20 protein-coding genes are annotated in these 22,889 nt (G+C 66.3%); 10 read left to right on the top strand and 10 right to left on the bottom strand.

The genetic code is table 11. The features are described from left to right. Positions 1-236 precede the first annotated feature (236 nt). Positions 237-1,208, top strand: a complete 972-nt coding sequence (locus CCOS865_RS20320; protein WP_119144150.1) for a LysR family transcriptional regulator — start codon at positions 237-239, stop codon at positions 1,206-1,208. Here CCOS865_RS20320 and asnB read toward each other — a convergent pair. The 7 genes from asnB to CCOS865_RS20285 are packed head-to-tail and all read right to left on the bottom strand — an operon-like array spanning position 1,197 to position 9,147. Beyond that, the gene (asnB, locus tag CCOS865_RS20315; protein ID WP_119144148.1) at positions 1,197-3,032 is read right to left on the bottom strand and encodes an asparagine synthase (glutamine-hydrolyzing); all 1,836 of its coding nucleotides are present in this window, start codon (positions 3,030-3,032) and stop codon (positions 1,197-1,199) included. The genes CCOS865_RS20320 and asnB overlap by 12 nt on opposite strands. 11 nt (positions 3,033-3,043) lie before the next feature. Continuing rightward, on the bottom strand, positions 3,044-4,429 hold the full coding sequence (locus CCOS865_RS20310) for an amidase family protein (protein ID WP_119144145.1): 1,386 nt from the start codon (positions 4,427-4,429) through the stop codon (positions 3,044-3,046). After that, complete coding sequence (locus CCOS865_RS20305) at positions 4,416-5,408, bottom strand: acyl-CoA synthetase family protein (protein WP_119144143.1); 993 nt, start codon at positions 5,406-5,408, stop codon at positions 4,416-4,418. Before CCOS865_RS20305 ends, CCOS865_RS20310 begins: the two co-directional genes overlap by 14 nt. Next, the gene (locus tag CCOS865_RS20300) at positions 5,405-5,689 is read right to left on the bottom strand and encodes an acyl carrier protein (protein ID WP_119144141.1); all 285 of its coding nucleotides are present in this window, start codon (positions 5,687-5,689) and stop codon (positions 5,405-5,407) included. Before CCOS865_RS20300 ends, CCOS865_RS20305 begins: the two co-directional genes overlap by 4 nt. Then, positions 5,686-6,093 carry a hypothetical protein gene (locus CCOS865_RS20295; RefSeq protein WP_119144139.1) on the bottom strand — a complete coding sequence of 136 codons (408 nt, stop codon included), beginning with the start codon at positions 6,091-6,093 and terminating at the stop codon, positions 5,686-5,688. The genes CCOS865_RS20300 and CCOS865_RS20295 overlap by 4 nt, the downstream gene beginning before the upstream one ends. Before the next feature lie 10 nt (positions 6,094-6,103). Continuing rightward, complete coding sequence (locus tag CCOS865_RS20290) at positions 6,104-7,834, bottom strand: prenyltransferase/squalene oxidase repeat-containing protein (RefSeq protein ID WP_119144137.1); 1,731 nt, start codon at positions 7,832-7,834, stop codon at positions 6,104-6,106. Beyond that, positions 7,831-9,147: a phenylacetate--CoA ligase family protein gene (locus CCOS865_RS20285; protein WP_119144135.1), complete on the bottom strand. Its 1,317-nt coding sequence runs from the start codon at positions 9,145-9,147 to the stop codon at positions 7,831-7,833. Before CCOS865_RS20285 ends, CCOS865_RS20290 begins: the two co-directional genes overlap by 4 nt. 289 nt (positions 9,148-9,436) lie before the next feature. Here CCOS865_RS20285 and CCOS865_RS20280 point away from each other — a divergent pair, with 289 nt between their 5' ends. Beyond that, positions 9,437-10,621 carry an MFS transporter gene (locus CCOS865_RS20280; protein WP_119144133.1) on the top strand — a complete coding sequence of 395 codons (1,185 nt, stop codon included), beginning with the start codon at positions 9,437-9,439 and terminating at the stop codon, positions 10,619-10,621. A gap of 2 nt (positions 10,622-10,623) precedes the next feature. On the opposite strand, the gene CCOS865_RS20275 is transcribed toward CCOS865_RS20280, so the two are convergent. Further along, the gene (locus CCOS865_RS20275; protein WP_119144131.1) at positions 10,624-11,769 is read right to left on the bottom strand and encodes a glycerate kinase; all 1,146 of its coding nucleotides are present in this window, start codon (positions 11,767-11,769) and stop codon (positions 10,624-10,626) included. A gap of 122 nt (positions 11,770-11,891) precedes the next feature. After that, on the bottom strand, positions 11,892-12,989 hold the full coding sequence (locus tag CCOS865_RS20270; protein WP_119144129.1) for a sugar diacid recognition domain-containing protein: 1,098 nt from the start codon (positions 12,987-12,989) through the stop codon (positions 11,892-11,894). A 162-nt stretch (positions 12,990-13,151) separates the two neighbouring features. On the opposite strand from CCOS865_RS20270, the gene CCOS865_RS20265 reads away from it, so the two are divergent. The 3 genes from CCOS865_RS20265 (at position 13,152) to pbpG (ending at position 18,047) form a co-directional block, all read left to right on the top strand. After that, positions 13,152-14,480 (top strand): MFS transporter, encoded by a 1,329-nt coding sequence (locus tag CCOS865_RS20265; RefSeq protein WP_119144127.1) that lies wholly within the window; start codon positions 13,152-13,154, stop codon positions 14,478-14,480. A 77-nt stretch (positions 14,481-14,557) separates the two neighbouring features. Further along, positions 14,558-16,099, top strand: a complete 1,542-nt coding sequence (locus tag CCOS865_RS20260; RefSeq protein ID WP_119144125.1) for an FAD-dependent oxidoreductase — start codon at positions 14,558-14,560, stop codon at positions 16,097-16,099. 1,027 nt (positions 16,100-17,126) lie between these two features. Beyond that, positions 17,127-18,047, top strand: a complete 921-nt coding sequence (pbpG, locus tag CCOS865_RS20255) for a D-alanyl-D-alanine endopeptidase (protein WP_119144123.1) — start codon at positions 17,127-17,129, stop codon at positions 18,045-18,047. Between the two features lie 68 nt (positions 18,048-18,115). On the opposite strand, the gene CCOS865_RS20250 is transcribed toward pbpG, so the two are convergent. Next, entirely contained in the window at positions 18,116-18,559 is a 444-nt protein-coding gene (locus CCOS865_RS20250; RefSeq protein ID WP_119144121.1) for a hypothetical protein, read from the bottom strand. 197 nt (positions 18,560-18,756) lie between these two features. Between CCOS865_RS20250 and CCOS865_RS20245 the strand changes: the two genes are divergently transcribed. The 5 genes from CCOS865_RS20245 (at position 18,757) to CCOS865_RS20225 (ending at position 22,879) form a co-directional block, all read left to right on the top strand. Then, positions 18,757-20,085: a lysine N(6)-hydroxylase/L-ornithine N(5)-oxygenase family protein gene (locus CCOS865_RS20245; protein ID WP_119144119.1), complete on the top strand. Its 1,329-nt coding sequence runs from the start codon at positions 18,757-18,759 to the stop codon at positions 20,083-20,085. A gap of 175 nt (positions 20,086-20,260) precedes the next feature. Beyond that, a complete protein-coding gene (locus CCOS865_RS20240) occupies positions 20,261-21,460 on the top strand; it encodes a PepSY-associated TM helix domain-containing protein (protein ID WP_119144117.1) in 1,200 nt (399 codons plus the stop codon). Next, positions 21,457-21,996, top strand: coding sequence for a thiamine pyrophosphate-binding protein (locus CCOS865_RS20235; protein WP_119144115.1), 540 nt, complete (start codon positions 21,457-21,459; stop codon positions 21,994-21,996). Before CCOS865_RS20240 ends, CCOS865_RS20235 begins: the two co-directional genes overlap by 4 nt. After that, positions 21,993-22,313: a hypothetical protein gene (locus CCOS865_RS20230; protein ID WP_119144113.1), complete on the top strand. Its 321-nt coding sequence runs from the start codon at positions 21,993-21,995 to the stop codon at positions 22,311-22,313. Before CCOS865_RS20235 ends, CCOS865_RS20230 begins: the two co-directional genes overlap by 4 nt. Next, positions 22,310-22,879, top strand: coding sequence for a DUF6162 family protein (locus CCOS865_RS20225; protein WP_119144111.1), 570 nt, complete (start codon positions 22,310-22,312; stop codon positions 22,877-22,879). Before CCOS865_RS20230 ends, CCOS865_RS20225 begins: the two co-directional genes overlap by 4 nt. Positions 22,880-22,889: the final 10 nt, after the last annotated feature.

Below are 22,889 nucleotides of genomic sequence, written 5' to 3'. Positions count from 1 at the left end.
AACAATAAAAAAATCAATGACTTAATACTAAAAGCATGCAACCTTGATATCTCCTGGATATCACCGAAGCTGACCGTTTGCGTGTTCCAGCCACCGCAAGCTGTGCATTCAGATAGGCAAAGCCGCGTTCTAGAGGCTTCTGCGCCGTCGAGTCAGGCTCTATGATGGCGCGCTTGCAGGCATCACAGGCGTCCGCCCTGACCCTCGCACCAGTCCGACTCGATGAAGGAATGAAAATGATCGAGACACGTTTGCTCAGGCAATTCATCGCCGTGGCCGAGGAGCTGCACTTTCACAAGGCAGCCATCCGCCTGCACATGGCCCAACCGCCCCTGAGCCAAGCGATCAACCGACTCGAGGAAAAACTCGGTTTCAGCCTGTTCTTGCGCAACAAGCGCGGGGTCAAGCTGACGGCGGCCGGTATGGCCTTTCTGGAAACCGCCTACCGCACCCTCAAGGAGCTGGAACAGGGCATCGAGTACGCGCGCAATGTCTCCGAAGGGGTCTGCGGCAAACTGACCATCACGGCGATTTCCATCGCCTACTACGAGTCATTGCTCAATTCGCTGCGGCGCTTTCGTGCGACCTACCCCAACGTCAAGCTGACCATCCGCGAGATGCCCTCGGCGTCGCAGGCCACGGCGTTGATGGCGGGTGAAGCGGACATCGCTTTCATGCGCAAGCTGCCGATGCCGCCGGACATCATCGAGTCGCGGCTGATCCTCAACGAGCAGATCGTCATGGCGTTGCCGGCCCATCATGAAAAGGCCCGGCAGTCGATGGTCGACCTGCGCGATTTTGCCGAAGAGGATTTCGTGTTTACCCCGCAGGCCCTGGGCAACGGCTACTTCAGCCAGCTGATGGCGCTGTGCGAGGCGGCCGGTTTCTACCCCAGGGTGGTGCAGGAGGCTGCGCAGATCCATACCCTGATCGGCCTGGTCGCGTGTGGCTTCGGGGTGGCGCTGGTGCCGGAGTCGATTGCTCACTCGACCCTGCGCGACCGGGTGCTGTTCCGCCCGATCCGCCCGGTCAACGAGCAGGCCAACCCGAGCATGGGCCTGTACATGAACTGGAACAGCCAGAACGCCTCGCCGGCCCTGGGCAGCTTCATTTCGATGCTCGACTTCGGCGCGCCCAAGCGCTTCAGCGACACCCTCCTGGACCTCGCGACCCAGGAAGACATCGTCCGGCGCGAGCTACACCGCTAGCCCGTACAGCCGCAGCCAGGCGTCCAGGGCCAGGGCGGTCTCCAGGTTGTTGCGGCGCAGCTGCGAGTTGAAGTACCCCTCTGGCTGGTTCAGTTGCGCGGCCAGGCGGCCGCGCTCGATGACCGCGAACACCGGGCTGTCCGGCGTGCCCAGGAGTTGCTGGGCACGCGCCCGCAGGAAGCGCTCGTAGGCCAGGTTGGCCGAGGTCGGGTACGGGCTCTTCCTGCGCTCCAGCACCGAGGCCGGCAGCAGGTCGGCGCAGGCCTGCTTGAGCAGCCACTTCTCCTGGCCATCCTTGCCCTTGATCGCCCACGGCACGTTGTGCACGTACTCCACCAGTTCATGGTCGGTGTAGGGCACCCGTACCTCGAGGCTGGCGGCCATGCTCAGGCGGTCCTTGCGGTCGAGCAGGATCGGCAGCCAGTGCTGCAGGTGCAGGTGGCTGAACTCACGCATGCGCCGCTCTTGCGGGCTGTCGCCGGGCAGGTGCTCGACGCGGTCCAGGGCCTGGTGGTAGGCGCTGTCCTGGTAGGCCGCGAAGTCGCACTGGCGGTTGAAGTCGGGGTTGATCAGCTCGGGCTGCAGCAGTTGCATGCGCGACAACCACGGCATGCGCGGCGCGGCGATCGCCTGCGGGTCACGGAACCACGCATAGCCGCCGAACACCTCGTCGGCCGCTTCGCCCGAGATGGCCACCGTCGAGTGCCCACGGATGGCCTTGAACAGCAGGTACAGCGAGGTGTCGACATCGCCGAAGGTGGCCGCCGAGTCGTTGGCCCGGTACACCGCCTCGCGGGCCGGGTCGGCGATCAGCTCGCGGTTGTCGATGAGGATGGTCTGGTGCTGGCTGCCAATGTGCTCGGCCGCGGCCAGGGCGTAAGGCTCGTCGCGCTCGGGGCGGAACGCATCGCCCTGGAACTGCTCGGCCTGGCCGACGAAGTCCACCGAGAACGAATTGACCGTGCCGCCCTGCTCCGCCCGCAGCTTGCGCTGGGCCATGGCGGTGAGGATGGTCGAGTCGAGCCCGCCGGACAGCAGCGAACAGACCGGCACGTCGGCGTACAACTGCTCGCCCAACGCCTTGCCGAGCAGCTCGCGAGTCCGCTGCACGGTGCTGGCCGTGTCGTCCTCGTGCGCGCGCCGACGCAGCTGCCAGTAGCGGCTGAGCTTGACCTGGCCCTGTGGCCGCCACGACAACCGATGCCCCGGCGGCAGCTCGCTGATGCCCCTGAACGGCGTGCGCGCGGTGGCCCGGGACAGGCTCAGGCCGTCCACCAGGCCGACCACGTCGAGTGCCGCGGTAAACTCCGGGTGCGCCAGGATCGCCTTGATCTCCGAGCCGAACAGCAGCCCCTGGCCCTGCCGGGCGTAATACAGCGGCTTGACCCCAAGGCGGTCGCGAACCAGCAGGAAGTGCCCGTCGCGGCTGTCGAACACGGCGAAGGCGAACATCCCCGAGAGGTATTCGCAGCAGTCCTCGCCCCACTCCAGGTAGGCGTGCAGCACCACCTCGGTATCACTGCGGGTCTGGAACTGATGGCCCGCCAGGCGCAGGCGCTCGCGCAAGGCGTCGTGGTTGTAGACCTCGCCGGTGTACACCAGGGCCACCTGCTCGCCGTTGGCAAACTGGTAGGTCATCGGCTGCACGCCGCCGGCCAGGTCGATGATCGCCAGCCGGCGGTGGCCGAGCAACGCGTGCCGATGGCGCCAGCTACCGCTGGCATCCGGCCCGCGCAGGGCCAGGGTCGCAGTCATGGCGCCGAGGGCGTTGGGGTCTTGCAAGAGGTCGCGGGTGAAGTCCACCCAACCGGTAATTCCACACATGCTCGCTGCTCCTACTCGCCCTGGTGATCGGCTGGTACCTGGCCAACGCGCGCCTGCAGGCGCTTGGCGATGTCCAGCAACTGCCGCTCGCTGTCGCGCCGGCCCATGATCTGCACCGCCAGCGCGGCCTTGCCATCGGTACTCTGGGTGATCGGCACGGTGATCGCCGGCAACCCGCTGAAGCTGGCCAGCGGGGTAAAGCTGATCTTCTGCGCGTAGTCGCTGTCGGCCGGCGACGGGATGGTCGAGTCACCGGGTTGCGGATTGCGCCGGTCGAACGGCCGGTTGGGGTCCATGGGGAACACCACGAAGTCGACCTGTGCTGCGTCGAACCAGCCATCGATGCCGGCGCGGACCTGGTCCATGCGCTGCTGAATGCGCTGGTACTCGCTGTCACTCACGCCCGCTCCGACCTCCAGCGCACTGCGCGTCGACCAGTGCAGCTCGCAGTCGAACGCCTGCTGCCAGGCGGCCGATGCCAGCCAGGCATCACGGGCGCACAGTTGCCAGGCGTCGCCGCGGCTGGCCCACAGTTCAGGCATCTCGACCTCGGCCTGGGCCATGCCCAGTTCGGTCATGGCGTCGCGCACCTGGCCGAGCATGCCGAGCATCTGCGCACTGGTCAGGCCCGGCTCATGCACATGCGCCAGAAAACCGACCCGGTAGTGTTGCTTGAGCGGCTGTTGCTCACCGAGCAAGCCTTCGATGCCCAGCAGCGGCAACATGAACTCGAGGTCGTCGGCGCTGCGCGCCACCCAACCCAGGGCGTCCATGCGCGGCGACAGCGGGAACACCCCGGCCAGGCTCTCGGCCTTGTGGGTCATGCGCAGGCCGACCATGCCGCAATGCGACGCCGGCCAGCGCACCGAGCCGAGCACATCGGTGCCCAGCGAGATATCACACAGCCCCGCCGCGACCGACACCGCGGAACCGGTGCTCGAGCCGGACGCATCGATGCTTGGGAAGCGCGGGTTGCGGCAGCCACCGCCAAAGGCGATGTTCAGCTCGGTGGTGGTGACCTTGCAGGTCAGCCCGACACGCGGGTCGAGCCAGGTCAGCGCCTCGGCGCTGCGCGCCGGATAGTGGCGGTAGCTGCGCAGGCCCAGCCGGGTCGGCAGGCCGGCGACGTCGACCGTGTCCTTGACGCCCAGGCGGTACCACGGCGCCTGCACGGGCCGGGTGCTGACCAGGCAGCGGTAGTGCTGGTCGGCGTGCTCGTGCCATTGCGCGTATTGCGCGGCCCATTCGGCGGCCAGGGCTGGGTTGGCTTCGAGGCGCGCATGCCGTTCACGCAGGCTCAGCGCCAGGTAATCGGGCTGGGCCTGCCCGCAGGACGGCTCGGCGCCGCAGGTGGCGAGGTAGCGGTTGATGGCATCTTGGGTGCTAGCAGGGGACATCGGTGTATTCCTTGACAGTGAGTGAAGCCGCCCAGGGTTGCGGCTTGCCAGTGGCAGACAGGGGAAGCTGGTCGACGCGGCGTACCGCGACCGGCCGGGGGGTGCCGGGCGGCAAGGCGCTGAACCCGGCCAGCACCTCGCGCTCGGTCAACCCGGTGGAACTGAACAGCACGTGGTAGGCCTCGGCGCGCAGGGCGTCGCCCACCGGCACACAGGCCAGCGACGGGCAGCCAAGGTGGGCGCCCAGCGCGCTGGCCAGCCTGGCCAGGTCGAGGCGCACGCCGTTGACCTTGATCAGGCTGCTGGCCCGGCCCAGCCAGCGGAAGCGGCGTGCGTCCAAGGGCTCGACCAGGTCGTCGCAGCGGTGGCTGGGCGCGGCGCGGCGCTGCCCGTGCTCGATGGCGATGCGCGAGCTGGCGACTTCCAGCTGCGCCGGCTGGCCAAGCGGCGTCAGCAACTCGACATCCTCGAGCAGGGTCCAGGGCTGCTCGGCGTCGCTTGCCGCGTCCAGTTCACGAAACGCCATGGCGCCGGTTTCCGTGGCGCCGAGCAGTTCGATGAAGCGCACCTGCGGCCCGGCGTGGACGTGCACCGTGGCCAGTGCGTCGGGCGGCAGCAGCGACGCGCTGTGCAGCACCACGACCGGGCGCCCGGCCAGGCGCGCCAGCACGGCCGGCAGCAACCGCCAGGTGCTGGCGATGGCGAGGATCACGCAATGGCCCTGGCCGTCCAGCTGTGGCAGCTGCTGGTGTTCCAGCGAGCAGAACTGCACGGGCACGCCCAGTACCCGCGCGGCGGTTTCGCCGAGGATCTGCCCGTAGCTGTGGCTGGCCGGGGCAAAGGCGATGATCTCACCGACCTGCGGCGCCCAGCGCTGGTAGATCAGCCGCGCCTCGCGCTCCAGCTGCTCACGGCTGCGCAGCCACTGGCGCGGGGCGCCGGTCGAGCCTGAGGTGTGGAACAGCCGCGCGTCGCTCACGCGTTGGCCTGCAGAGTCTGTTGATCCTCGACTTTCTGGGCGACGAAGCGCTCCATCTTGTCCAGGGTTTCGAACCAGAAGCGCACGTCGTCGCTGAGGTAGTCCACTTCGATGGCGAAGCAGCCTTCGATAGCCGTGATCACCTCGACCGCCATCAGGCTGTCGAAGCGCTCGCCGATAAAGTCACGGAAACTCGCGTGACGGTCGATCGTGGTGACGTCCGCACCGAGCAGTTGCTCGAGGGTCTGGCGGATGCGTTGTTCAATGGTAAGGGTGTTCACGAGCCTGTGCTTCCTTGTAGAGAGCCTGCGTTGATGAGTGCCGCGCCCGCGCTGTAGAACACCTGTTCAGGCGCGATCGGGTCGAATTGCAGATAGATGAATGCCTCGCTGTAGCTGCCGCGCAGGCCGTTGTACAAACCGTCGGCGAGGGCCTGTTGCGCGAGCCTGTCGCGCGCTTCGGAGAGGGTGATGCGCACGTGGAATTGCGCCGGTTGGCCATTGCGGTCGATGCTCGGCAAGGGCATGCCGGCACTGAACACGCAGTCCAGCGGCAACGGCGCGAAAAACACCATGCAGTGCACCGGGTCGGCGCCCAGGCCTTTGAGCACGCGGGTAAAACCCAGGGCGATGCGCTTGCGCTCGATGAGCGCCAGCGGCGCGCAGGCGACGGTGATGGTTGGCATGGAGCGATCCTTACGACAGGTAGAGGTTGGGCAGTGGCGCGCGGGGGTCATCGACCCAGGCCAGCAGCAGCCGACCGAGGCACGCCGACATGGCGTCCTGGCCTTCCAGGTACAGCGGCGACCAGGCAAAGCCCTGCCCTGTGCCCACCTTGTCGAGGAAGAAGCGCAGGTGCGCGGTCTCCACGGGCAGGTCGAGCGAGCGCGACAAGGCGACCGCCTGATAGGTACTGAGCAGGTCGGGGATGCGTTGGCCCTGATTGGCAAAACCGCCTTGGCGCACTTTGTGTGCGGCCAGCAGCCGTGAAGCGTGCGTTTTCACCTCATGGCCCAGGTAGGCCAGGCAAGCCAGGGCCTGCAGGCCCGATCGCAGCGACGCCTGGCCGCGTGGGTAGGCGGCGTAGCCGTCGTCACGGCGGCAACTGGCGACAAAGCCTTGCAGGCTGTCCAGCGCCACCCCGGCGCTGTCGCCCAGATGCTCGAGGATCGCCACGGCCGAGGCAGTGGAAACCAGGTCCGAGCCACGCCCTTCCCAGAAGCCGAACCCGCCGTCGGGGTTCTGCAACGAGGCCAGCCAGTGGCCGATCGCCTGCCGTGCCCGTGGCGCATCGGCAAATGCCCCGGCCGCCAGGCCCCAGGCGGTACAGCGCACTTCGGCGCCGCGCCCCGGCATGTACATGATCCCCGCTTCGTTGGGCATCTGGCAGCCTTCGATCCAGCGCACCGCGGCGTCGCGCTCAGCGCCCGTCAGGGTATTGCCGAGCACGCCTGAGGCGGTGCTGAGGACATCCGCCGCATCGGCGGCTTCACGGTAGCTGTAGCCCCCCTGCGGCATCGCCAGACGGGCGATGAACGCCGCGACGGCGTCGGCCAACTGCTCGACCGGCGCCGTCAGTGCCTTGAGCGAGCCGACGGCGCAGAACACGGCCCAGACATCCTCACCGTCATAACCGTCCCAGCGCACGAAACCGCCCGTTGGGCCACGCAGGCCTTCGATCCAGTGCACGCAGCGCTGCCGGTCTGCGGGCTGCGCGCCGAGCTCGGCCAGGCTGGCGGTCGCCCGGTAGGTCGCCCACAGGCATGGCGAGTCGGCGCTTTCACTGAAACGAAAGCCGCCCTGCTCCAGCTGTTGCGCCTGCAACCAGCCGATCAGCCGCGGCCGGTCCCAGTTCGGCACAGGCCTGCCGGCGCGCTCAAGCGCGCGCGCCGCCATCACGCCATAGAAGCAGGCGCGGGTGTCGGCCAGGTCGCGCCTGGCGAAGTCGGCCGACCAGCTCAGGCCGCCGTTGGCGCATTGCAGGCCTTCGAGCCAGGCGTACAGGGCCTCGGGGTCCTGCACTTGGCCCTGGCAGACCTCGATCAGGGTGCGCAGCGCGTAGTGGGTCGCCCAGGCGTCGGCGGTCTGCCCCGGGCACATGGCGTAGGCAGCACCGTCGAACAGTGTGTGAATCCACTCGGCGGTGGCTTCGCGGCGGTCGACCGGCGCGCCAAGGTCCTTCAGGGTTTCGGTGCAATAGAAGGTCGCCCAGGCATCGGAGGGCATGCCCTTGCTCCAGGCATAGCCGCCATCGCGGTTGCGCCGCGACTGGATGTAGCCTTGCAGTTGCACGCCATCGGCGCTGGCCAGGCGCTCGACCCAGGCCAGGCTGCGGATCGCCGCATAGGTGCACCAGAGGTCTGGCTGGTGATTGCCCAGGCCCCGACCCTGCGGGAAGCGGGCTTGCTGCGGTGGCCGCGGGCTCATGGCTGGCCCCCGACGAACCGCAGGTTGGTCTTCTTCCAGCTTTTCTGCGAGGCCCCGCTCTTGTTCAGCGCGGAGAGGTTGTTGACGAACAGGATGCGGCTCCAGCGCAGGCGCATCAGCGCTTCGGACTGCGCTTGCAGGCGCAGTTGCAGGTCGGCCTCCTGCTGGTTGTCCCAGACCACGTCGCGCTCCAGGATCAACGCCGCCGTGTCGCTGTCGCGGTCCACTTCGATCATGTAGCCGGTGGCGTCGCAATTGCCGTACACCACCTCCTCGACGGCACGGATTTCCAAACCCACACCCGATACGACGATGCTGTCGTGGTCACGGCCGTTGACCAGCAGGGTCGGGTTGACCTGGCCCGGACTGCACTCGCTGGTGATGGTCACGCTGTCGCCGGTGTCGAGGCGCAGCAGCGGCCGCGCGTACAGGTTCAACGGTGTGACCACAAGGCGACCGGTCAGGCCGCGGGCCAGCGGCACCAGGCGACCGTCCGCCAACAGCAGCTCGAAATAGTTGGTGGCGGTGGCCAGGCGCATGCACTGGTCTTCGCCGACCGCAGCCAGGGTGCCGGTCTCGGTGCTGCCATAGCTGGCGTCGAACACCTCGCACTGCCACCAGCGCGCCAGGCGCTGGCGAAACGGCTGGGTGTTGACCTCACCGAGCAGCATGATCGAGCGCACCGAGCGGGCGAAGCCGTCGAGCATCTCGCGCTGTTTGAGGTAACGGGTCAGCTGTACCAGCACCCCCGGGGCGATGAACAGCACCGTCGGCTGGTAGGTGGCAAACGTCGTGCACACCCGCTCCCAGTCGGTGATGCCGGTGGTGAACGGGTACAACCGCACATGCGAGACGTCGAGGTACTCGCAGACGTTGGCGATCAGGTCGCCGACCGGGACGATGTCCGACGGCATCAGGTTGGCCACCCGCGCGCCAGGGCGCAACACCGAGCGCCAGTGGCTGGCAACGCTGATGGCGTTCCAGATGATGTCTTGCTTGAGCCGCGGTGTCGGCGTCGGCTCACCGGTGGTGCCGGTGGTGGCGTAGTACTTGGCGGCCTGGCCGAGGCTGACCGTGCAGAAGTCCAGCGGCCGCGCCTTGAGGCTGGCCTTGGGGGTGGCTGGCAGTTGCTCGAATGCAGTGAAGCTGAAGGGCCCGAGGTCGGCATAGAAGGCGCTGTTGCGAGCGCGTTCCCAGGCCGCCTGCAACTTGGCGGTGTAAAAAGTCTGATCAGGCAGTCGCTCGCCCTGCTGTCGAAGTTCGCCCTCGGCGTCCCTTACGACTGCGTAGTCATTATCCGTGTGAACCAACATCGACCCGCCCCTCTCCAATAAGTCGCGACGAGAATTGGCGAGCGGCAGGCTTGCGTAAAATATTTTTTTCGGACCCTCGGTGATAGTCGCAAAGTATTAATCGCACTTGAATCAGGGGTTTACGGCAGCGTTTGAACACCGCCCAGGTATCCGGTCCCGCAGCCATCGGGGATAGCGCTGCATATCAGACAAAGACATTTTCGGTATTTCCCAGCCGTTCGCCCACTGCGCACACTGAGCGCCACTGAGTTCAGTCACTGCCGCAATCACGGACGAATCGGATACCGCAATGCCCATTGTCATCTATGTGTTTTCCCTCTGTACCTTCACCTTCGGCTTGTCCGAATTCATCGTCGCCGGGCTGGTTTCGGCCATGGCCGACGACCTCCAGCGCCCGGTCACGGCCGTCGGTGCGGCCATCGCCGCCTATGCCCTGGGCGCCGCCATCGGCGCACCGCTGCTGACTGCGCTGCTGGTGACCTGGCGCGATCGCTCGGTGCTGCTGCTGACCCTCGCCGTGCTCGCCCTGGGCAGTCTGCTGCTGGCCAGCGTGGAGCAACTGCTGGCGTTGCACCTGGTGCGGTTCGTGATTGGCCTGGCCCATGGGGTGTTCATGGCCGTGGCGTCCAACGTGGCGGTCAAGCTGGTTGAGCCGTCGCGTGGCGGTCGGGCACTGTCGGTGGTGTGGGTCGGCCTTACCTTGTCGCTGGCGTTGGGGGTACCGCTGGGCACGGTGCTGGGCAGCTTCTGGTCGTGGCGGCTGATCTTCGTCGTGCTCGGCGTGCTGGGGCTGTTCAGCCTGCTCGGGCTGTTGCGGCTGATGCCACGCCAGGCGCAGCCGCTGGCGGATCAGCCGGGTGCACGCAGGGCGGGGTTGAGCGCGCTGCTGCAGCGGCCTTTGCTGGCGGCTGCGAGCATCGCCATGCTGGTCAGCGTGGCGGTGTTTTCGTTCTTCACCTATGTGTCGCCGTTTCTGCTCGACGTCACCCAGGGCGGGCTGCGGCTGTTGGGCCTGGGCATGCTGATGTTCGGCGGCTGCACCTTGGTCGGCAATCTGCTCGGGGGGTATGTGGCGGACCGCTTCGAGCCAGGCCGCTGCCTGATGGTGGCCCTGGCCCTGCTGGCCACCACCCTCGCCTTGCTCTACAGCTTCAAACAATCGCCCTGGGCGGTCCTGGTGCTGGTCGGGGCGCTGGGGGCCGTGTTCTTCGCCATCGTCACCCTGTCGACCCTGCGCCTGCTCAATCTGGCGCAGACGCTGGCACCCCAGGCCAGTGGGGTGGCGTCCGGGCTGAGCATCGCTGCGTTCAACCTCGGCACGGCGCTGGGCGGCGGGCTGGGTGGCTGGCTGATCGACCAGGTGGGCCTGGCTTATCTGCCGCTGGCCGGGGTCGGCGCGGCATTATTGGCGATGCTGGTGCTGGCGGGCCAGCTCGCACCGGCGCCCGCCGTGGGCGCCGAATTGGAACGGTAAGGTCAGGCGTGAGCCTTGCCGGCACAGCGCCAGAGCCGGGCAATGTCGCTGGCCCGCGCCTGCAACAGGGCCGGCGCATCGGCACAGGCCTGCTCCAGGCTCATCGGCCCGCTGGCCAGGGCGAAGGCGGCATCGATGCCATGCGCATACAGCTGCTGGTAACCCTCGCCGAGGGTCCCGGCGAGCACCACCACCGGCACGCCATGACGCTTGGCGACCCGCGCCACGCCCATTGGGGTCTTGCCGCGCAGGGTCTGCGCGTCGAACCGGCCTTCACCGGTGATCACCAGGTCAGCCCCCTGCACCAGCGCATCCAGGCCAGCCAGCTCGGCCACCACTTCCACCCCAGGGCGGAACCGCGCGCCCAAGAACGCCTTGGCGGCGAAGCCCATGCCGCCCGCCGCGCCACACCCGGGGAAGTCACGCACATCGTCGCCGAGCAAGGCCGCGCAGAGGTCGGCAAAGTGGCCCAGTGCGTGGTCGAGGGCCTGGACTTGCTGCGGGCTGGCGCCCTTCTGCGGGCCAAAGATGGCCGAGGCACCGTTGGCGCCGCACAGCGGGTTGTCGACATCCGCCGCCACCTCGACCTGAACGTCGGCCAGGCGCGGGTCAAGCCCACTGGCATCGATGCGGGCCAGTTGCGCCAAGGCCAGGCCGCCCTCCTCCAGCGCTTGCCCGTCCGCGTCCAGCAGGCGCAGGCCGAGCGCACGCAGCATGCCGCTGCCGCCATCGTTGGTAGCACTGCCACCAATCGCCAGGACGATCCGTCGGGCACCGGCGGCCAGCGCCTCAGCGATCAGTTCGCCGGTGCCCCAGGTGCTGCTGCGGCAAGCGTCACGCTGGCCGGTCGGCAGCAGCTGCAGGCCGCTGGCCTGGGCCATTTCGATGATCGCCGTGTGGCTGTCGGCGAGCCAGCCCCAACCGGCGTCGGCAGGTTGGCCCAAGGGCCCGCGCACGGTGTGCCGACGCAGCTCGCCCTGGCTGGCCGCCAGGATCGCCTCCATGGTGCCCTCGCCGCCATCGGCCATGGGGCATTCGCGGTACTCGGCATCCGGCCACACTTCGGCCAGGCCGCGGGCAATGGCCTTGGCCACGCCGGCAGCGTCGAGGCTGTCCTTGAACGAATCGGGGGCGATAACGACTTTCATGGGGATTCTCCTGATCCAGATAGGCGCATGCTGACAGCTGCGCAGGCCCGCGGCCTCGGTCGGATGCACAAAGGCGGGCCAGCGTGTTTGGGCATATGCCTGTGCGCCACGCCTGGGCCGGGTTACTCGACCGGCATCAACTGCAACCCCAGGTACAGGCTGAGCATGCCTTCGAGCCGCTGTGGGTCCACCTCGCCCAGTTCGGCGATCCGCTCCAGCCGGTAGCGCAGGCTGTTGCGGTGAATGCCCAGGGCGTCGGCGCAGGCCTGGCTCTGGCCATCGTGCGCGCACCAGGCGCGTAGCGTAGTCAGCAGCTGGCCGCTGGCATCCTTGGCGCGGATGCGCTGCAAGGGCTCGAGCAGTTCATCCAGCGCATCGTCGTTGCGATGCCGCCAGAGCAGTGTCGGCAAGCGATAACGGGCAAGGCTCAACACCTGTTCACCCGGCAGCACCTCACGCCCGTAGGCGAGCAGGTCGCGCACCCGCCGGTAGCCTTTGCGCAACTGCTCCAGGCTTTGCGTCGCCTGGCCCAACGCCACCCGCTGAACCTGCCAGCCATGGCGCTGCAACCGCTCGAGCAAGCGCAGCTCGTCGAGCGCAACCCCGGCCGGGCGGCACCACAGCAGCGATTGCCGCGCGGGGCTGACGCACCAGCTGTCCGGGTAGCGGCTCATCAGCCAGGCCGACAGCGCTTCGGCCGGCGGCCCCGACGCGAGCTCGAACAGACACGGCACCCGGGCCAGTTGCGGCTTGAGGCCGAGTTGCTGGGCTTCGTCGAGGAGGCGCGGCGAGTCACCGCTGCTGCCCAGCAGCAGCGCCAGCAAGTCATCGCAGCGCTGCCGTCGCCATTGCTGCTCGACCTGCAGATGGCGCTGGGCCAGGAGCATTTCGGCGGTCATCCGCACCAGCTCGCCAAAGGTGCGCAGGTGCTGCGGGTCGCCGGTCAGCCCGAGCACCCCGATCAGCCGGCCGTCGAGCATCAGCGGCAGGTTCACCCCAGGCTGCACGCCTTTCAGGCACTTGGCGGCGTCGACGTCGAGTTCGACGATGCGACCGTTGGCCAACACCAGTTGCGCGCCTTCGTGGCGGGTGTTGATCCGCTCCGGTTCGCCGCTGCCAAGGATCAGGCCCTGGCTGTCCATGACATTGACGTTGCACGGCAGGATGGCCATCGCCCGGTCGACGATGTCCTGCGCCAGGTCATGGTCCAGTTCGAACATTCAACAGTCCTTGCGGTGGTAGGCTTTGGGCCGAGGCACAGCCGTCGGCCGCCTTGGCTGTGCGAAAGCACAAAGACAGCCGCGCTGCGGTCCCCGAGACTCGTCAGGGCAAGCGCCGGCACAGGCGACGCGGCGACAATCATAACAACAGAGATCACGATCATGGCACACAGCCCTGCCCCTGACCAAGGCCACGACATCACCCGCAACGCGCTCTACCGGCGCATCACCTTGCGGCTGATTCCGTTCATTTTCATCTGCTACCTGTTCAACTACCTGGACCGCGTCAACGTCGGCTTTGCCAAGCTGCAGATGCTCGACGCGCTGAAATTCAGCGAAACCGTCTACGGCCTCGGGGCCGGGATCTTCTTCATCGGCTACGTGTTGTGCGGCCTGCCCAGCAACCTGGCGCTCAACCGCTTTGGCCCTCGGCGCTGGATCGCCCTGATGATGATCGCCTGGGGCAGCCTTTCGACCTGCCTGCTGTTCGTCACTACGCCCACCGAGTTCTACGCCCTGCGCCTGCTGACCGGCGCCGCCGAGGCAGGCTTCTTCCCGGGCGTGGTGCTGTACCTTTCGCGCTGGTTCCCGGCGGACCGCCGTGGCCGGATCATGGCCCTGTTCATGTCGGCGATCCCGGTCTCCGGTTTGCTCGGCGGGCCGTTCTCCGGCTGGATCCTGCAGCACTTCGCCGCCGGCCAGCACGGTTTGGCCGGCTGGCAATGGCTGTTCCTGATCCAGGGCCTGCCGACCGTGGTGTTGGGTTTGCTGGCCATCAAGCTGCTCAGTGACGGCTACCAGAAGGCCGACTGGCTGAGCGCGGCCGAGCGCCAGATGATCGCCGCCGACCTCGAGGCCGATGCCGCCAGCAAGCCAGTCACCACCGGCGAGAGTGTGCTCTCGGTGCTGCGCAACCCGCTGATCTGGACGTTCGGCTTCATCTACTTCTGCATCCAGAGCGGGGTCTACGCGATCAACTTCTGGCTGCCTTCGATCATCAAGGGCATGGGCTTCGACAGCCCGCTGCTGATCGGCTGGCTGAGCGCCATTCCGTATTTGCTGGCCGGGGTGTTCATGATCCTCGTCGGGCGCTCGGCCGACCTGCGCAACGAGCGCCGCTGGCACCTAGTGGTGCCGATGCTGATGGGCGCCATCGGCCTGCTGATCGCGGTCAACTTTGCCGCCAACCCGACGATTGCCATTCTGGGCCTGTCGATCGCCACCATGGGCGCCTTGACCGGTTTGCCGATGTTCTGGCCAATGCCGACCGCACTGCTCAGTGCCGGCGCCGCAGTGGCGGGACTGGCGCTGATCAACTCGGTGGGGCAGATGGCAGGCTTTCTCAGCCCCTACCTGGTGGGGTTCATCAAGGACCAGACCGGCTCGACCGATGCCGCGCTGTACTCGCTGGCCGGGTTGATCGTGGTCGGTAGCCTGGTGGCCTTGCGCGTGACCCGCAAGGGTGCGTTGCAGGCGGCACGGGCCCACTGAGGCCAATCGTCAGCTCAGTGCACCCTCTGCGGGGCGATGGCGTCCAATAGCCACATGGGTCTATTGGAGAAACGCCGATGAGCTTGCACGCCGTGGTCCGCCTCGAGCAACTTGCAGAGCACCAGCCGCAGCGGGTGCAGGCAGGCAGCGAAGAACTCGTCCTGATCCGTCAGGGCGAGCGGGTACTGGCCTTTCAGGCCAACTGCCCGCACGCCGGCGCCCCCCTCGAAGAAGGCGTGGTCTGCGCCGGCATGCTGATCTGCCCTTGGCACCGGGCGGCCTTCGCCGTCGATGACGGGGTCGTCTGTGAACCGCCGGCCCTGGCGGATCTGCGCCGTTACCCGACCCAGGTCCAGGATGGCCAGGTCTGGGTCGACGATCAGGCGCTGCCCGCGATCCAACCCCCGCGTCATGCGGACGCTCGCTGTTTTGTGGTGGTCGGGGCCGGCGCTGCGGGTTCAGCCGCAGTAGCCACCCTGCTCGCCCACGGCTTCGGCGGTCGCCTGGTGTGGATCGACCAGGAGCGCCCAGCGGCCTACGATCGCACCGCCCTGAGCAAGTTCGTCATCGCTGGCGAAATGCCCCCCGATGAAGTCCCTGCACTGCTGGACGCGGACGACCTGCGTCGCGGCCAGCTCGAGCGCGTGTACGCCAAGGTGCGCCTGCTGGATGCCGGCAAGCGGCAGATCGTGCTCAGCGACAACCAGCGGATCAAGTACGACCATGCCTTGCTGGCGACTGGCGGCAAACCCGTGCGCCCGGACATCCCCGGGGCGCAATTGGCGGGCGTCTGCGTGCTGCGCTCGCGCGAGGATGCCGCGCACCTGCTGGATGCGGCCGAGCCCGGCCAGGCCGTGGTGATCGTCGGCGACGGCTTCATCGGCCTGGAAGCCGCCTCAGCCCTGCATCAGTACGGGCTGCAGGTGCATGTGGTGAGCCGCCACGCGTTTCCGTTGGGCAAGCAACTGGGTGAGCGCATCGGGCGCAGCATCAAGGCCCTGCATGAACGCAAGGGTGTGGTCTTTCACGGCCCCACCGAGGTCAGCCGTTTTGAAGGCGACGACCAGGTCACTGGCGTGCTGCTGGCGAACGGCGAACGGCTGGCGACTTCGCTGGTGCTGCTCGGCACGGGCGTTACACCGGCAACGGCCTGCGTCAAGGGCATGCCGTTGGCGGACGATGATTCGTTGCCGGTCGACGCGCATATGCAAGCCGCTGAGGGCCTCTGGGCTGCGGGTGATGTGGCGACCTTCCCGCTCAGCGGCCACGCGGTGCGCATCGAGCACTGGCGCCTGGCGCAGCAGCAGGCGGTGATCGCCGCGGCCAACATGCTTGGCGAACGTCGGCGTTATGACGATGTGCCGTACTTCTGGACCTATCAGCATGGGCGGACCTATGAGGTGCTTGGGCATGCTCGGAGCTGGAACCGGATCGAGTATGTGGGTGAGCCGGAAAAAGGCGATTTCATTGCGCTGCAGTGTGTCGACGATCAGGTCGAGGCGGTGATCGCCATGGGCTATGGCCGAGCCATGGGGGTGCTGTCGCAGCGGATGAAGCGGCCGTTGTCGAGCAAGGATGCGCGGGAGGTGATCGATGCGTGGCCGGAGTTGGCGGGGTAGCTGAGATTCCCTTCGTCGGGTCGGGTGCTGGTGCCTTGAGATTGGTGGGCTTATCCGTTCGATGTGGTGGCGCTTATGGCCCCTTCCGCCCTTACGGCGGGTCACTTTTTTTCTTGGAAAAAAGTAACCAAAAACCGCTGGCTCCCACATACGGCCCTCCGCTGCGCTGCGGGTTCCCTCACTCCGGCCTTGCTCCCGCGTGGACCGGGCTGTAGGGGCCTTCCTGGCCCCCAGCCCTTGCCGGCCTTCCTGGCCGTCACCCCGCTCCGCAAGACCTCCGTTCGGCCTCCTGAGGTCGCCGAGTTAGGGGCGGCGCCTGGGCTGGCGTTATCTTCGACAGTGGCAATGGTGGTGGTTATTCGGGCCTATTCGCGGGGCAAGCCCGCTCCCACAGGATAGCGTCGCTCTTTCTGTCAGCGGAGATCCTGTGGGAGCGGGCTTGCCCCGCGAATAGGCCGGGACTGCCAATGCAAATTCTGGCGCTGACGCGCTGTACCGCCCTTATAAAGCAGCGAGAGCGAAGCGATTCGCCAGCCGTTGCCCTGGCACTTGATCTGGCCGTTGATCTTGATCTACTGCGACTTCAGGAGGCCGAACGGAGGTCTTGCGAAGCGAGGTGACGGCCAGGAAGGCCGGCAAGGGCTGCGGGCCAGGAAGGCCCGTACAGCCCGGTCCTCGCGGGAGCAAGACCGGAGTGAGGGAACCCGTAGCGCAGCGAAGGGCCGGATGCAGGAGCAAGCGGTTTTTGGTTACTTTTTTCCAAGAAAAAAAGTGACCCGCCGTAAGGGCGGAAGGGGCCAGAAGAGCCACCAAATCAATCGGATATGCCCCCAAAAACCAAAGCCTCACCAACCCAACGCTTAGTACAGAATTGGTACAGAATTGGCACAGGATTAAATTCCGTTCACCTTGCGCCCTTTAGTCATAAGGCATTCGACACACTTTCAGCCATACTCCACAATGCAGCGGTTTTTTGGGGAAAACCCTTGCACAGCCAACGACATACCAACTTTTAGTGAGCCTCCACGTGAAAACTTCCCTGTCCATCCTCAGCCTGCTGCTGTTGCTCACAGGAACCGCGACCCTCCCGTCGACCGCTGCTGCACAACCCCCGGCCCAGGTCCAACGCGACCCATCCAAACTGCACCTGGCCTCCGGCAGCGCCCTGCTGATCGACCTGAACACCAATCAGGAGCTGTACTCAAGCCACGCCGACCGCGTGGTACCCATCGCATCGGTCACCAAACTGATGACCGCGATGGTAGTGCTGGATGCCAAGTTGCCCATGGACGAAATGCTCACCATGACCATCGCCAACAACCCGGAGATGAAAGGCGTCTATTCACGGGTTCGCCTGGGCAGCCAGCTGGACCGCAAGGAGACCCTGCTGATCACCCTCATGTCGTCGGAAAACCGCGCCGCCAACACCTTGGCCAACCATTACCCGGGCGGTTATGGCGCGTTCATCAAGGCCATGAACGCCAAGGCCCGCAGCCTCGGCATGGCGCATACCCGCTACGTCGAGCCGACCGGCCTGTCGACCCTGAACGTGTCCACCGCCCGCGACCTGGCCAAGCTGCTGATGGCGTCGCGCAAATACCCACAGCTCAGCGACCTGTCGACCACCCGCGAGAAGACCGTGGCCTTCCGCAAGCCCAACTACACCCTGGGCTTTCGTAATACCGACCACCTGGTCAACAAGAGCAACTGGGACATCAAGCTGACCAAGACCGGCTTCACCAATGAAGCCGGGCATTGCCTGGTGCTGCTGACCCGGATGGACAACCGCCCGGTGGCGATGGTCATCCTCGATGCGTTCGGCAAGTACACCCACTTCGCCGACGCCAGCCGTATGCGCCAGTGGCTGGAAACCGGAGCAGCCAAGCCGGCACCGGCGGTGGCGATGCAGTACAAGGCCGAGCGTCGCACGCGCGTGGCGACCGACTGACAGCAGCCTGATCGCTGTTACGCCAGGCCATCGCGGGCGAGCCCGCGATGGCCTGGCCACGACGGGGCTCAGACCTGGGTATTGACCATGCTGCCGGAGGTGCTGCTGCCCGACTGGGTCAGCGCTTCCAGCAACTGCGCCGTTGCCGACAGAATCTCGCCATTGAGCGTGGCGATGCTGGCTTGTTTGCCGGTGATTGCCGACAGCTTGGCCGCATCGTCGGTTTTCTGCGCTTCCAGGTTGGCCAGTTGCTTCTGTTCTTCGGCCAACTGTTTCTGCAACTGCTTGATCGTCTCGCGCAGTTGCTTGATCGCCTCCGACTCGCTACTGCTGCTCTCACTGGCGCCGCCCGCCGCCTGAGCCTGGCCGCCCGCAGCCAACTTGGACATATCGACCTGAGTGCTCGACCCCGACGCTTCGGACTGCTCGGTCGCTTGCGCCTGCGTGGGCTGCACGGCGGCCTTGCTCGCGGTGTCCAGCGAAACGGCGCTGCTGATAGTGATGCCAACCATTTTATCTACCTGCTTTGAGGGGGTCCTTGCGTTGACCACCTTATCGGCCGGCTTCAGCAATCCTTTAGCGCGTTGCAGCAGCACAGGGCCAGCCACGCGCTAAATTCCCCCAAAGCTGGCTCGTTCCAGAATGTGTAAAGGCGCAGGAGCCGGAGCCCCGGCGGGCGTCCACATTCGAACTTAAGGGAATCGCAGCCATGAGCCAGACCCCAGAAACAATCAAAGATCTGATCGGCGTGGGTTTCGGCCCGTCCAACCTGGCCTTGGCCATCGCCCTGGAAGAACTGGCGCAGAGCCAAGGTCATGCCCTCGATGCCCTGTTCATCGACAAGCAACAGAACTACCGCTGGCATGGCGACACCCTGGCGACCCAGAGCGAGCTGCAGATTTCCTTCCTCAAGGACCTGGTCTCGCTGCGCAACCCGACCAGCCCGTACAGCTTCGTCAACTACCTGCACCAGAAGCAGCGCCTGGCCGACTTCATCAACCTCGGCACCTTCTACCCGTGCCGCCTGGAGTACAACGACTACCTGCGCTGGGCCGCCGAGCACTTCGCCACGCAGGCGGTGTACGGTGAAGAGGTGCTGCGCATCGAGCCGGAAGTGCACAGCGGCCGGGTCGAACACCTGCGCCTGATCTCGCGTGACGCCCAAGGCCGCGAGTACAGCCGACGCACCCGTTCGGTGGTGATCGGCAGTGGCGGCACACCAAAAATCCCCGAGAAGTTCAGCGCGTTCAAGGACGATCCGCGGGTATTCCACCACTCCAGATACCTCAGCGGCCTGGCCAAGCTGGCCTGCGCCGACGGCAAGCCGATGCGCATCGCGGTGATCGGCTCGGGGCAAAGCGCCGCCGAGGCGTTCATCGACCTGAACGACAGCTATCCGTCGGTCAAGGTCGACATGATCCTGCGCGCCACCGCCTTGAAGCCGGCCGACGACAGCCCGTTCGTCAACGAGATCTTCGCCCCGGACTACACCGACCTGGTCTACAACGAGCCGGCCGAGCAACGCAGCAAGCTGATCGGCGAGTACCACAACACCAACTACTCAGTGGTCGACCTTGACCTGATCGATCGGATCTACGGCATCCTCTATCGCCAGAAGGTCGCCCACCAGTACCGCCACAACGTGCTGTGCCGACGTAACGTCGAAGCAGTCGTGGCCACCGCCGAAGGCATCGAGCTAACCCTGCGCGACCTCGCCACCGACCAGCAGCAGACCCACCGCTACGACGCGGTGATCCTCGCCACCGGTTACGAGCGCCGGTCGCACCGCGACCTGCTGGCACCGCTGCAAGGCTACCTGGATGACTTCAGCGCCGACCGTAACTACCGCCTGCTGACCAGCCCGGACCTGCACGCCTCGGTGTACCTGCAGGGCTTCTGCGAAACCACCCATGGGCTGAGCGACACGTTGCTCTCGGTACTCCCGGCACGCGCTGCAGAGATCGGCCAGGCACTCTACAAAGACCTCGCCCGACAGCCCGTCAGCCATCAGCCGGCGGTCGCCCTGACCCGCGCCTAAGCCCTCTAGAACAGGGCCCCGAGCCGGCATGTCGCCCCCGCGCGCATGCCGGTTTGTGCTTTCTGAAATATTTGCTTGCATTTAAAAAGACGGGATTTGCATTCTCATTCGTCCTTATTAATGCAGCCTTACACGGTTGAGCATGCGCTCGACCCTCATTTTCAGAAGATGACCGATGGCCCAATCAACGAAGAAGTCCAAGTCCAAGCTGTGGTTTCTGGTGCACAGCTGGCTCGCCCTGCCGATCTGGTTCTTTGTCCTGATCGTCTGTTTTACCGGCATGCTGGCCGTGGTCAGCCAGGAGATCGTCTGGCTGGCCGACTCGGACGTGCGCGCGAACAAGCCGGATGACGCCGCCGAGCGCTTGAGTTTCCAGCAGATCCTGGAAGCCATGAACAAGGCCGAACCCGACATCGCCGTGCGCCGGCTGTCGCAGCCAGACGGCTCGCACTTCGCCGTGACCGCTGCCGTCACCTACCCCGACGGCACCTCGCCGACCCTCTACGTCAACCCGTACACGGGGGTGATCCAGGGCAAGATGCCGGACTTCAACTTCGAGGGCTTTACCCGCGCCCTGCATGGCTGGTGGCTGGTGCCGTTCACCAGCGGCTACAGCTGGGGCTGGTACCTGGTGTCGTTGCTCGGCCTGCCGATGCTGGCCTCGCTGGTGACCGGGCTGGTGGTCTACAAGAAGTTCTGGCGGGGCTTCTTCAAGCCGGTGCGCAGTGGGCACGGCTCGCGGATCTTCTGGGGTGACGTACACCGCCTGGCCGGGGTCTGGTCGATCTGGTTCATCGCCGTGATCGCCATCACCGGCACGTGGTTCCTGATCCAGGCGATCCTCGCCGACAACCACATCACCATCTCCACCGAACCGGTGGTGCCGGTGATCTCCCGCGAGGACGTACCGCACACCGCCGATGGCAGCCCGGCCCCACGGATCGGCCTGGATGAAGCGGCACGCATCGCCACCACGGCCATTCCCGGCCTGGAAGTGACCTTCATCACGTTGCCGAGCACGGCCTACAGCCACGTCAGCATGGGCGGCCGCGGCTGGTACCCGCTGATGTTCCAGAGCGCCTCGATCAACCCCTACACGCGCAACGTCGACAGCAAATCGGTGCTCGAAGACCGCTCGACCCTGGAGTTCGTCACCGAGTCCATGCGCCCGCTGCACACCGGCGATTTCGGTGGCCTGGCGATCAAGCTGATCTGGTTCTTCTTCGGCCTGGTGCTGACCCTGATGGTGCTCAGCGGCCTGCTGATCTGGACCAAGCGCACCGCCCAGGCGACCGCCGCCGCCCTCAAGCGCAGCGAGCGCGCACCGCGCACGCGCAAGGCACGCAGTGAAACCCCCGTGGAGATCCAGCCATGAGCCAGGCCCAAGCCCTGCCCGCACGCCCGTTGAAACAGCTCTGGCTGAAATGGCGCTTCCACCTGAACATCCTGCTGATCCTCATCCCGCTGGGCTTCATGCCCAAGTACTTCGCCGATGCGGCGATGTTCCGCGGCGACAGCGGCCTGGGGGCCAACCCGATCAACAACATCCAGGTCGGCCCGTACACCCTGGACCTCGCCGAGCTGCGCGACGAAGCCCCCAAGGCCGATGGCCCGGCGGGCCACTTCAAGCTGTTCAACGCCGCCCTGTGCAAGGCCTGCACCCAACAGGTCAAGGCGGTCTACCTGCGCATCGGCAAGCCGCGCAGCCTGCGCGCCGCCGGGACGATCTTCTTCGGCGCGCCGTACCGCATGATCACCTCGCTGCCGGTGCCGCCAAAGACCAAGCCCGACGCGCAGATCTGGATCACCATCGAAGGCTGGGACGGCAGCATGCACCAGGCCCCGGTCGCGCTGGCCCAGGCATCCCCGGCCACCGTGGCCTGGCTCGAGAAACAAGGAGGCAAGAAATGAAACACCTGTTGCGCAGGCTCGCCCTGCCCCTGCTGACCCTGGCCGCCGGCCCGGCCCTGGCGCACAACCCGATGTGCGACTGCGAGCCGGTGGGCAGCGATCAGATCAAGTGCACGGGCGGCTTCTCCGACGGCAGCGGCGCACCGGGGGTGATCCTCGATGTGATCGGCTATGACGAACAGAAACTGGTCGAGAGCAAGCTCGGCGAAGACTCCACCCTCACCTTCAAACGCCCGGACGGCGAGTTCTACGTGTTGTTCGATGCAGGCCCCGGCCATGTCGTCGAAATCGACCATGCCGACATAGGCGAGCCATGAGCCGCGCCCAGGTGATACGCCCGGCCGGTGCCGGGCACGAGACCCTTTATGTGCTGCTGGTGGCCCTGCTGATCGTCGCCCTCGCGGCCACGGTGGTGACGCTGCGCGGCGAACGCGAAGACGAAGTCAGCATCGCCAGCCACCAGCTCGACGTGCGCCGCGATCTCAATGCCGCCGAACAGGGGGTGTTCACCGACCTCTGGGTGGCGTTCGACGAGATCCAGATGCTGCGTGCCGAAGACAACAGCGTGCCAACGGTCGCCAGCCTGGCCGATGACGGCCTGCCGCCGTTCGTCAGCGATGCCGCCAGCGACAGCCGTGGCCGTCATCAATGGCAGTGGCTCGAGGCCGGTGCCTACCTTGGCCGCAGCCAGGACGCCCAGGTGGCCGGCAGCTTTCTGTTGATCCTGCCCGCCCAGGCCGACGCCCCGGCCGATGTCTGGCTGCGCCGTGACAGCGCCGCCGTGGCGCCGGACGATCTCGGCCACGAGGCCCTGATCGCCGCCGGTTGGCAGCAGGTGATCAGCCACTACGACGCCGGCGTCACCCGCCAACACCGTCACTGAACCCAAGGAC

The sequence above is a fragment of the Pseudomonas reidholzensis genome, from assembly GCF_900536025.1.
Taxonomy (GTDB): Bacteria; Pseudomonadota; Gammaproteobacteria; order Pseudomonadales; family Pseudomonadaceae; genus Aquipseudomonas; species Aquipseudomonas reidholzensis.
The sequence above is the reverse complement of the archived record's forward strand: the minus strand, read 5'-3'. Positions and strand labels throughout refer to the sequence as shown.